General features: G+C 58.8%; 6 protein-coding genes. 1 reads left to right on the top strand and 5 read right to left on the bottom strand.

Annotated features, from left to right (window positions below; all coding sequences use genetic code 11):
* Positions 1-370: 370 nt before the first annotated feature.
* The 5 genes from QW861_RS33690 to QW861_RS33670 all read right to left on the bottom strand — a co-directional run bounded on the left by QW861_RS33690 (position 371) and on the right by QW861_RS33670 (position 10,745).
* Entirely contained in the window at positions 371-988 is a 618-nt protein-coding gene (locus tag QW861_RS33690) for a T6SS immunity protein Tdi1 domain-containing protein (protein WP_315754891.1), read from the bottom strand.
* Positions 985-4,626, bottom strand: a complete 3,642-nt coding sequence (locus QW861_RS33685) for an RHS repeat-associated core domain-containing protein (protein ID WP_315754889.1) — start codon at positions 4,624-4,626, stop codon at positions 985-987. The genes QW861_RS33690 and QW861_RS33685 overlap by 4 nt, the downstream gene beginning before the upstream one ends.
* Positions 4,627-4,759: 133 nt before the next feature.
* Positions 4,760-7,495, bottom strand: a complete 2,736-nt coding sequence (locus QW861_RS33680) for an FG-GAP-like repeat-containing protein (protein ID WP_315754887.1) — start codon at positions 7,493-7,495, stop codon at positions 4,760-4,762.
* A 463-nt stretch (positions 7,496-7,958) separates the two neighbouring features.
* The gene (locus QW861_RS33675; RefSeq protein WP_315754885.1) at positions 7,959-8,822 is read right to left on the bottom strand and encodes a hypothetical protein; all 864 of its coding nucleotides are present in this window, start codon (positions 8,820-8,822) and stop codon (positions 7,959-7,961) included.
* A gap of 1,539 nt (positions 8,823-10,361) precedes the next feature.
* Positions 10,362-10,745, bottom strand: a complete 384-nt coding sequence (locus QW861_RS33670) for a helix-turn-helix domain-containing protein (protein WP_315752600.1) — start codon at positions 10,743-10,745, stop codon at positions 10,362-10,364.
* Between the two features lie 69 nt (positions 10,746-10,814).
* On the opposite strand from QW861_RS33670, the gene QW861_RS33665 reads away from it, so the two are divergent.
* Positions 10,815-11,174, top strand: a complete 360-nt coding sequence (locus QW861_RS33665) for a hypothetical protein (protein WP_315752599.1) — start codon at positions 10,815-10,817, stop codon at positions 11,172-11,174.
* Positions 11,175-11,555: the final 381 nt, after the last annotated feature.

Raw genomic sequence — 11,555 nt, 5'->3', positions numbered from 1 at the left:
CGCCTGTAACCCTCGCCCCGCACTGCCGTTCACCTCAACCCGAAGCAGCCAAGCTGATTAACAACTAACAGGCGGAGTCTAGAGGGTTTCAAGAGCGAGAGATATTGCCAGTAGGACACGCAAGTGAGTCATGCACATGCTTTGATGCACCGACGTGGAGCGAAATCACATCACAACCATGCGTTCCAATGCCCTAAACGCGATTACAACCAGACTTCGCCTGCTCGTCCGATCAACCAGGAGCGTCGCGGCACGACGCACCCAATCAAGTGATTAAGTGTGCAGTCCAGCACTGTCACCGTAATACACGAGAGCCCGGCGATTCCCCTGATTGCCTCGCCGGATCGCGTTATCCCGAAGTCATCAATCTTCACGGACGACTGATGCGGATCGGTGTCCCGATGGGAAGCCCTTTAGCCTTCAGAATGAACTGGCCAGATATATGCCAATATACGTCGATGTCAGAAATCTGCAAATTACCTACATCATCCCCTCCCCCAAGGAAGAGCGGCTTCTTATATCCGGCACACTGATCGTATTTTAATTTCGTACGAGCAAATTTCTGCCAGCGTTGAAAAAACTCAAGCGCAAGGGCAGCCTCACCAAAATTGACTAGCTCGTCATCGTGGAAGGTTTCGATGTTCGCGGGAATCTTCAGAGCTTGCCCTGTGCCTGGCTCAAACATGACCACGCCGGGCTTTCCACCTTCAAGGCGCCTTTCATCAATCGCGAATGCCCTACCGAGCCAATCATACCCAAAGCACGTGATGCGCCCTTTGAATTCGGGAAACGCATATCCAACGCGGTCGGCCCATGTATCGAGGCTGCTGACCTGTACCACTCTATACAGCCCGCCGTTGAAGGAGCTTCCACCAAATTCGACAAACAGTTTTGCCGTTTCAGACGGCAAGCCCATATCACCTGATGGACCTGTCGGTGTTGGGCCTGCGTCCCGACGAAAATGTCTCTTGAAGGTCTCGAACATCATCTAGGACCAATCGTAACCCTGTTGATAGCCGTGCCTACAGGCAGATTTTTGATCGCCTGCTGGATTTGAGCCCCGAGGCTCCTGTTTACACTCGAATTGAGCGGCCACATATTGGAAACCGTGTCAGATCCACCCAATTGAAGATCGACCATATGGTCAATATCTGAACCTGGGACCAGATCACCCCCGGCCCTGGAATATCGGCTAGCCGCTGATGTACTCGACCGATTCACTGCTGTCACAACGGTTTCGGCCTCATTGAGGATTGCTACCTTCGCATCAGCCTGCGCCATTTGGGCAGCTGTCCAACCTGGTTTGTAAGTGAGCGCTAGATTGACGCCTCTCTCTGCGTTTAGCAAGTCATAGGCGTAGGTCAGCCCTTCGACAATCTCTCCACCGAAGACAAACAGGCCTGCCTGTACGATGAACGACATGGCTTTCCACCCGGCCGCGTCGGCGCGCGCCAGCGACTCCGGTGTGATATGCATCCCGTTATTGAACATGTATCCAAACGCCGCTGTTACCGCGCCGTTTGCGAACTTTCCGCCGCCAGCAACAGAGGCGAGACCACCAGCGACCGCGGAGACTGCAGTTCCACCCGCGAGCTGTCCAAAATCTTGATCCGGATGGGGGAATGCGCTGTTTGTGAGCGGCGACAGCGCCGATCCAACTGCTCCCGACAACGCGCCGGACTTGCAGTCTCCTTCCGAAGCCGCGGACGAAGCGCAACCGACGAGTGCGTGTCCAACGACGTTTTCGGCATATTGAACCGGATTAAAGCCCGCTCCGATGGGCTTGGCGGCGCCCGGCGTGATATCGCCAATCCCATAGAAAGCTGCCGCCGTTACCGCAGCTATGAGACCTGACTTGAGAACTTGCCCAATGTTGCCTCCGGACAGCCCTGTCGCGATCATCGCGCCGCCGGCGGCGGATGCGACGGCGAGCGCCAAGGAATTTGCAGCAAAACCAAGTCCGGGAAGCGCAATACTGAGCAGGATCGTCGCGCCGATCTGCAGGATTGACCTAGCGATGGCGTTCGTCTGGAAGAAGTGCGTGACCGACTTCCAGGCGCCGCTCACGGCCTTACCAATCGCATTCCAGAAGCAGCCGAGGAAACAGTGGCCGGAGGGATCGGTGAAGGTCAGCGGATCATTACCGACATATGAGTAGCGATTCCAGCCCTGGGTACTGAACGGACTCTCCGTGATCGTGTCAGGACTGGTAAAGCGCGCGAGCAAGGGGTCGTAGACCCGGCCGTTCATATGCACGAGGCCGGCGACAGACAGCTCTTCATGGTCGGTGAAGCCGCGGGTGGTCTGGCTGGTGATGCTGCCGGTGGTATCATCCGTGCCATTGATATTGCGGCGCTTGCCCCAGGCGTCGTAGCTGAGACGCTCGACCACAAGCCCGTTCTGGTCCGAGATCGCCGAGATCGAGCCGAGATGGTCGGTGTGGAAGTAGCGCGTGGTGACGGTGGTGCCGCTGCCCGATGTCTGCGCCACCCGCATGCCGACCCTGGCATTGCCGACCAGGAGATAGTCGGTCCACTTCTGCGTGATCGTGCCTGGGTTCTGCACCTCGGCCGCCACGCCGAACGCGGCGATATAGAGCGTCGTGCCCTCCGGGGTCACCTGCTTGAAGCGCTGGTGGTCGGTGTCGTCGACGAAGGAGATCGTCCGACTGCCCTGCGTGATGCTCGCCGGCTTGTTGTAGGAGGTGTAGACGATGCTGCGGCCGAGGCCGGAGGTCTGGTTGCCGTTGGCGTCATAGGTGAACGTAGCGCTGATCGTGCCGGAGACGCCGGTCACGGCATGCGGCAGCGGCTGACCGGCAGCGGGATAGGTGTAGGTGCCAACGTCCGATTTCGACAGGATGTTGCCGATCGGGCTGTAGGAGAACGTCTTGACCAGCGGTGTCGTGTCGACATTGGTGGTCGAGGTCGTCAGCCGGCTGAGTGCGTCATAGACGAAGATCTCGCTGACACTTGTGTTGGCGTCGCTGCGCGAAGTCAGATTGCCGAGGCGGTCATAGCCGAAACTCTGGTTTTGCACGGCATTGTTGACGCCGGTGGCGATGCTGGTCAGGCGGCCCGTGAGCGGGTCGAAGCCTCTGATGGTGCTGAGGCCGTTGCCGGCGGTCTGCTGGGTGATGTGCCCCTCGGCATCCATCGCATAGGCCGCCCAGTACGACTGGCTGGAGGCGTCGTCCTGAAGCTGGTTGGCGAAGCCGAGATTGTTGTAGCCGTAGCGGGCGGTGAAGCCGGAGGGATAGCTGACCTTGGTCAGCCGGCTGTTGGCGTCGTAGACCGCGCCCATCGTATAGGTCGCGCCATCGACCGTGGTCGCGACCTGCAACGGGCGGCCGAGGCTGTCATAGCTGACGCTGCGGGCAAAGCCGTTACCGGAGCCTGAGGTGATGCCGGTCGAGGCCAGCTTACCGATGCCGTTGGCGGCGGTGTCGTAGACCCACACCGAGGTCATGTCCGGCTCGATCCGCTGCACCATGCGGCCCAGAATGTCGTAGCTCAGGCTGACGACCTGCCCCTTGGCGTCGGTCTGCGTCGTCAGCTGCCCTAGCGTGTTGTAGCTGTAGCTCCAGTTACCGAGATCCGGATCGGCGCTGGCGATCTTGCGGCCGCGCAGGTCGTAGGTCGCAGTGACGACGTTGCCGACGGGATCGGTGGTCTGCACCATGTTGCCGACCGCGTCATAGGCGGCGGTCAGCGTCTTGCCCATCGCGTCGGTCACGGACACGATCTGGCTCTGGCTGTTCTTGGTCGTCGTCCGCGTCTGGCCCAGCGGGTTAGTCTCGACCGTGGTCAGGCCGTGATAGGCCATCTGCGACACGCTGCCGTCCGGCTGCGTGGTCGTTACTGCACGTCCCAACGTATCGTAAGTGAAGGTCGTGTAGCGCGGCGTGCCGCCGTTCAGGAAGTATGGCCGGCTGGTCTGCGTCACCCGCCCGAGCGCGTCATAGGTTTTCGTCGCCTGGATGACGCTGCCATCAAAGCCCTGGGTCTGGCGCCCGATCTCGCGCTCGAGCGAATCATAGAACAGCGTCGCCGGAGGCGCGATTACCGTGGTGCCGTCGGCGGCATATGATGTCTCCTGGACCAGGTAGCTCGCGCCCGAGAGGCAGGTGGCTGCGCCGCCGTTGACGCCGCTGCAGAACTGATACAGCCAGCGCGTGATCGTGCCATCGGGCCGCACCTCCTGGATCTTTCGGCCGAACGAATCGTAGCTCCAGGTCGTGGTCAGCCCGTTCGGTCCGGTGTGGCTAGTCGGCTGGCCGAAGCGTGCGTCATATTGGAAGCTCTCGCTCTGCCCCAGCGCGTTGCTGTTGGAGGTCGCGAACTCTCCCCGCGCGTCATAGGTGCTTGAGCTCGAGCGGCTGACGATGTCGGCGCCACTCACGGTCACTGACTGCTTATGCCCGAACGCATCATAGACATAGTCGGTCTGCAGCCGCAGCGCCGGCGTATCCGGCTCCACCACCTCTTGGGTGAGAAGGCCCGAAGCGGCGTCGTAAGCGAACGACGAGGTTCGCGTGATGCTGCTCGAGGCCCAGGCTGGCCCCGCCAGCGCCAGAGCAATCACCGCCGCGACCTGCGGCAACACAGTTCTGATCGAGATCGTCATGGCGCCAAGCCCCCAAGTCGCCGAATGAAGCTGCTGAGACTGACCGGTCAGCCCCTGACCGGCGCAACGCAGGACACAATTTCCCCGGTGGCGTGGGCCAACCCACGCCACGAACCTTCGTGATGCCGTGCCGCTATGGCGCGACGCTCGTGACGGAAGCTCTCGTGAGACGGCCGAGATACCAGAGCGACGGATCGTTGCTGTAGGTGTTGACCGTCGTCTTGCTGTAGCCGTCAGGTGTGGACACGGTGACCCGCGTCGCATTGCCGTAGGCGTCATACTGGTTCGCGGTGGTCACCGTCGGCAGCACCGAACCGTCGAGGTCCGACCCGCTCGCAACGTTCTGGGCCAGCGACACCCGATACGGCGCGCTCGACGGACTGATCGTCGTCGTGCCGGCTGCGTTGGTGAACTGGTAGGTGTTGGTCGACTGCCCCAACGTCTGGCTGCCCAGCGTCCGCACCGTCGACGCGACCATGCCGATATAGGGAAAGTCTTGCCGGAAGGTCGTGACGTCCGAGATCCCGGTCTGCAGATCATTGACCGTCATCTGGCGGAAACCCAACATCCCGCGCCCGGTGATGTCTGCCTTGGCTCCCGCATACGCATACGTCGAGCTGTACGTCCCGCCCACCCCGTTCGACACGTCGACACGCGAGACGACAAATGAAGCAGACTGCAGATCAACGTAAGGATAGGTGGCGGTGGTGTCCTTGGTGTAGACCGCACTGCTCGTGATCGGCTTGTACGTCACCGCGGTCGTCACGCCCAGACCGGTCGTGAAACCGACGATATAGTCGCCCGCTCCTCCGTTGGCCATGACCGAATACACATGCGTCGCGTCAAGCAGAGTAAATCCTGCTTTGCCATCGCCCTTGAAGTCACCGCCAAACAACCAGTAGCTGGCAGTCACCGGCGCGCCGAAGTTCCAACTGTTCGGCATCGGAAGCAAATGGTAGCTGAACGTGGCATCGCCGTTGCTCAGGAATTGATAGATGAACGAGCTGTTGCCGCCTATGAACGCAAAGTCCGATTTTCCATCCGCATTGAAATCACCGGAGAGAGGACTGAACAAAGCAGCCGGTTGCGTTCCAAAATTCCAGCCGACCGAGCTCGGGATGGGGATCGTGATGTAGTTAAATGTCCCATCACCTTTACTCTGGAATTCGTAGAGATAGGTGCCCTGCAGCATCACCCAGTCGGTCTTGCCATCACCATTGAAGTCGCCACTGATGGGCACGAAAGAGTTGTCAGGCGGACTGCCGAAGTTCCAGCCGTTCGAGATCTGCAGCGCGCTGTACGCGAACGTGCCATCTCCATTGCCGAAAAACTCGTACAGATAGGCGCCACCCATCATGATGAAATCGGCTTTCCCATCTCCGTTGAAGTCACCTGAGATCGGCGTATAGTTATCTGAGGGACGATTTCCAAAATTGGTGGGACCGATGTTGATCGTGTTGCCACTGAACGTGCCATCTCCGTTGCTGAGAAACTCGTACATGAACTGGCCGCTCATCAGCAGAAAATCTGACCTACCGTCGGAATTGAAGTCACCGGCGATCGTTGTATAGGTCGCCTGCGGCGGAGCACCGAAGTTCCAGCCGTTAGGACACGGCGTCGCCACACCCCGGAACGTTCCGTCCCCATTGCTCAGAAATGTGTACACGACGCCTCCGCTCAGCATCGCAAATTCGGACTTGCCGTCACCGTTGAAATCGCCAGAAATCAGGGCGTAGCTAGAGAACGGGTCGTTGCCGAAATTCCAGCCGTTCGGCGCACTCGAATTGACGAACGTGTAGGTCCCGTCCCCCTTGCTAAGGAAGGCGAAGAGATTCGGGCCATACAGCATCAGGAAGTCAGTCCTTCCGTCGCCATCGAAGTCACTATAGATCGGCGTAAACCCGATTGCGCCTTGCAAGACATGGCCTCGGCCGGCACCGCTGGTGGTCGAGGATGGCGAGCCAAAATTCGCACCATTCGGAACCGCCATCACCGCCGCCGAAAAAGAGTCTCCCCCTCCGCTGGCCCACTGGAACGTCGACGCCGGAAGGCACGATCCGTCACCCCCACAGGCGGCAATGGATGTCACCTCGGAGACGCCGCTCGTCGGACTCTGCTGATAGGAAAGACGATAATCAGCGACCAGAGTCGCCCCGGCAAAGGTCTTGATGTTTGTTAGCCGATCGGTCGTCTGGACCAGCGAACCAGCATGATAGTGCTGAATGACATCCGGCCGCTGGGCATACACAAACGCCACAGAGTTATAGGGCGCCACACCGGCGGAAGCATTGCCGGTATAGACAATCCAACTTGGGACGGACTGGCCAGTCGATGCATTGGTTACGTAGGTGACCGAGAAATAGTTACCCTTGGTGTCGCTGACCTTGTTTACTCCCCAAGCCCGCGCCATGGCTTTTCCGACGACCAACATCTGAGAATCGGCCGTGTGACCAAACTCCATGACTTGGCCCGCCTTGGTGCGCACCTCGAACCACGCAGGCCCGCTACCAGCCGTTCCGTGAGAAACAATTTTCGAGTAGACGTCGATCTCGGTGCGATACTCGGCTCCATCAGCGCCATATGACCCGCTCACCAGAATAAGCCGCTGGCCATCGAGGCAGAACCGATCATTGCCGTCGAAATTCACAGTCCCGATGACGCCGTCCTGCACCATTGTCCGTGGACAACGACCAACGGAAGGCAGTCCACCGAGAGACCAACCGATACCCATGATGCCGTTGGCCCCGGAGCTACTATAATCAAGCGAGAGCGAGGGCACGACGCCAGCCGTTCCAGGAGGAATGGCAATCGGAATCGAATAGGCTGCCGCGCCACCCTGGTTGACCGAGAAGCTCCCAGGCAGCGACATCCCACCTGCACTACTTAAAGTTGAATTCAACGCACAAAAAATAACGGCAAGACTGACACTTGCAGCCCCTCTTATGCCGCCCCGTGCGAAGCCCCCTCGACAGGCCCGAGTCGAAATAGCCAACATCCCTGCCCCCGCAGCATGTGTAAAGCACTGGACACAGCAAAAGGTATTTGCGTCCGACGATCAATATGCTTCAAAACTTATCCACAACAGGAGAGCGATTAGTTATCGAAGCGCACTCTGAAATTGATTCTTCCATCACGCCTTCCGCTCAATGCAAGAATGACAGCGCGCCCCGACTCCTGTTCCGGTCAGATACTTTTGTGAGGAGCAAGGATTGAAAGCGTACCGCATCAACCGCACTCTTCATACGGAGGGAAAGCGCGCGCAATAAGCCGGTAGCGCGCCGCTTCATTTGTCGATGAGCCAGGAGCTCCGCCCTCGATCAACGGCAGATCAACTACCTGATGCTACAGGACGCCGAACCCGCGGGAAGTCCGCCCGGCGGGGTCAGGCCGTTCATAACGAGCACCGCGTAGCTGTCGCAAAGGCCGCCGCGGCCGCCTCCCGGAACATTGAGGAATCCACCCGTGAAGTTTGCGTACCCGCCATGAAGCTCCATGAACTGCAAGGAGGGCGAGACGCCATTCATGTCGATAAATGTGCCCACTGAAAACTTGCTAAAGGAATTAGTAAAAACAAATTCGCCGATCTGCCCACCGAGAGTTATTCCCGGATTGCTCGCGCCGACAGCTCCGTACTGTGCGATGTTGTATGCGCCGAGGGCATCAGCCATAAAGACGTATCTGAACGCGCCAACACGCACACTGTTGACATCGAGCACACTGAACTGAGCGGCGTAGAAAGCGGTATCCGTCCCTGGATTGATGGTGTCCACGGTGAGACACTGCAATACGCCAATGCCGAGGTCACGAGACTGAATCAACGTTCCACCAGGTGCCCCTGTGTAGCGCAAGACTACGTTCACTTCTGTGGCAGGCACGTTGGAGCAATCGCCCTGCAGAATGTACAACCAGCTTCCAACCGGCGAACCGAAGAAGTTCTGCGTGCTATCGATTGAGTAGTAACCATTACACAACTGTACCGTCGGTTGATTACCTGCCAGGTCAATATTAGCTGCGATGTATCGGATCGCTCCATACGGCGTCGCAAATTCGGTCCCACTACCGCACCCTCCCTGGCCGGTACGCCCCGTATCGGAGCCGTTTGTTGCCACGTACCAGGTAAATGAAGTTGCCGTGGTGCGGGCATCTGCCCTAACCGGAAGCAACCAAAGCGCAAGAAGACAAGCAAGAAGACGCATCTGAACTCTACCCCTGATAGAGATTACCGCTCGGGAGAGCGCCACCGGCCGCAGATGAAATGCAAGAGAAGCACAACAACTACTTAAAGTAGAAAATGAGGCCAAAAGAGAGCGTCTGGGTCGATCCTCCCAGCTCTTTTTATTGATCCGCGCGCGACATTGCCCCGGCCAGCCTGAGTCGAAATACGGATCATTCCTGTCCCCGCAGTCTCTGTACATTCCGAAGCATAAACAGACGTCATTCGTATCTGGCGATCAACGAACATTGCAATCTATTCACAACATAAAGATGACAAAGCGGATAGCACAACTCCTGATTATGCGCTCCAAATCTGACTCCACATTTGCGAGCAGAGACCGCCCACATATTGCAGTAATGAATGATAGCGCCGCGGTTGCACTGGGGCCGATTTTGATCCGCACGAACCTTAACCGGCTTCGTGCGCTACGCGGACGATTGCAACATCAATGTGAGCCGTCGGAAAAAGGGCGAGTTCAGCTTGGCGGTCTAGGCGCGGACGGAAAGTCGAGCTTGAGGAGTCTCCGTGCTCACCGCCGGCCGGGCACCGCGTGAACTTGCCCAAGAAAGATCCCGCCGAACATGTCGCCTCAATATGCTCGCCACGAGGCCAGTCTGTTCGATCGAGGCGATCGAAGACCTGCCGACGAATGGCGCCGGTGCCGCACTGTCGTTTATCGCGATCCTTTCGATCGGCAACGGCGAAAGGTAGGATCGAAACCCGTCGCTGGCGAACGGCTATTCCATAGCGATCGTTACGGCGGGACCACCGAGCGCCACGACACACTATGACGGCGGCCGAACGGCCTGGCTCGGTCTGCACGTGATCGCGATCTCATGGATCGGCGTAGTGCTCTAGATTGGTGACGGGCTGTCTCGTTTAGGAGGGGGCCTTTGCATACCACCCCTCCCCTTTGGCAGCTAACTCCTCCGGGAACAGTCTGTTCTCGATTGGTCCAGCGGCCGCTCCTTGCAGCCGGTCGCCCAAAGCCTGTCGTCGCGCTCGCAAATGGGTGAGCCGGTGCCGGGAAAAGCCGGTGGCAGCCAATTGCGCCGGTTAGAATTTGCACTAGATGGCCGTTCTGCCGCGCAAAGCATGAGATCAGCAAGACTCATCGAACTCGCCGCAGCAGAGGTACCCCAGCTTAGGTGCGAGCTCGGCGGCTCGACCAGCGCTGACATCGTCGCGCAAGCGATTTGAACCGGGAAATAGTTGCGAGAGCAGACACCGTCCGGTTTCACCCTCGATATGTCCCTCGTACCTCAGAAATGAAAGAAATTGGCGATGTATGAGGATCTTAGCTTTGCAATTCGAATCTCTCCGCGCCAGTCTACGCCAGAGCACGACGTCATAGCCTGCGGCCACCTTTTTCGACGCTATCAGAACCAGCGCGTCGCCGCGATCCCGCCCGCTTCTTAAGGGGCCTCTTGTGATCGGCGAGTAATCCAACTGTGGCGCACGAAGTGGCAATCCCCACGGCATCGGCTCATGCCTGCAGGCATCGCGACGAAGGATGCGATCATCTAGCGGCGCCGAATTGCGCCATCGCGGCGAAAATGTCGCGAAGGCTTTCGCCGCGTGGGGTCAGCTCGTATTCGGTCGTCGGCGGATTGGTGGGAAACACGCGGCGAACCAGCAGGCCCTGGTGTTCGAGCGTGCGCAACCGCAGCGTCAACAGCCGCGGCGAAATCCCTTTGAGGCTTCGCTGCAATTCGCTGTAGCGCTTCTTGCCCGACAGCAGATCACGCAGGACGAGCATCGTCCACTTTCCATCCAGAATCTCGACCGTGCGCTGAACCGGGCATTCCGGACCACAGGGATCGTCTGGTGCGGCGACAATGAGATCTGCAGATTTCATGACTTCACTTTTGGTAACTACTTCACAAAAGATAGTGCGCCTCATAGGTCTTGTCACGACATCATCGTCGACAGGATATGCAGCATGTTTTCAGCTCTCTTACGGATCGTTGGCATGATCCAGATCGTTCTCGGGCTGGCCTATCTCTTCGTCCCGGCGGAATTTCTCCGGCTGATTGGACACAGCGCGCCGGCAGCCGATCTTCTCTATCCGCTCGGCATGCTGGCCGCTCGGTTCATCGCGTACGGCGTCGGCTTCTTGTGGGTCAGCCGCACGCCTAACGCGCACCGGCCCTGGATCGCGCTGATGGTGCTGATCCAGACGATTGATCTTGGCGTCGGCGCCTATTACACCGCGACGGGCGTCGTGCCCCTCTCTTTGTCCGGCTTTCCGATGTTCAACGCCATCTGGATCGCGATCGGCCTGAGCGCGATGCTTCTGCGGAAGGACAGGGAAGGCCAAGCGAGCACATGAGCCGCATTGGCGCTGCGCCATTCACGCGACTGCAAGGCGCGCACGTCGATCCTCAGATGCATGCGGCTGCCATCGATCTTCCGCCTACGGCAGCGCATCTCAAATGGCTCGACGTCGATTGCCCCGGGGCTCCACGTCGATCTTGCCATCGATCGAAAGGGCCGCCATCAAAGGGGAACCGAACCAGCCACCCATGAGGCGTCGCGCGAGATCGTAGTCTGTCACCGAATATACGGCGGGATTGCGCAGCCTGCTCCGATATCATAGCGCCACGGCGAAACAGTAGTGCCCATCTTCATTGACCGTGGCGCGCCAGAGCCATCAACCAACCCACCTCCTGCCCCTTGAGCCAGTACGTTCTGACGCTGCGGGCGGCATGTC

The sequence above is a fragment of the Bradyrhizobium sp. SZCCHNRI1029 genome, from assembly GCF_032487555.1.
In the GTDB taxonomy this organism is placed as follows: domain Bacteria; phylum Pseudomonadota; class Alphaproteobacteria; order Rhizobiales; family Xanthobacteraceae; genus Bradyrhizobium.
The sequence above is the reverse complement of the archived record's forward strand: the minus strand, read 5'-3'. Positions and strand labels throughout refer to the sequence as shown.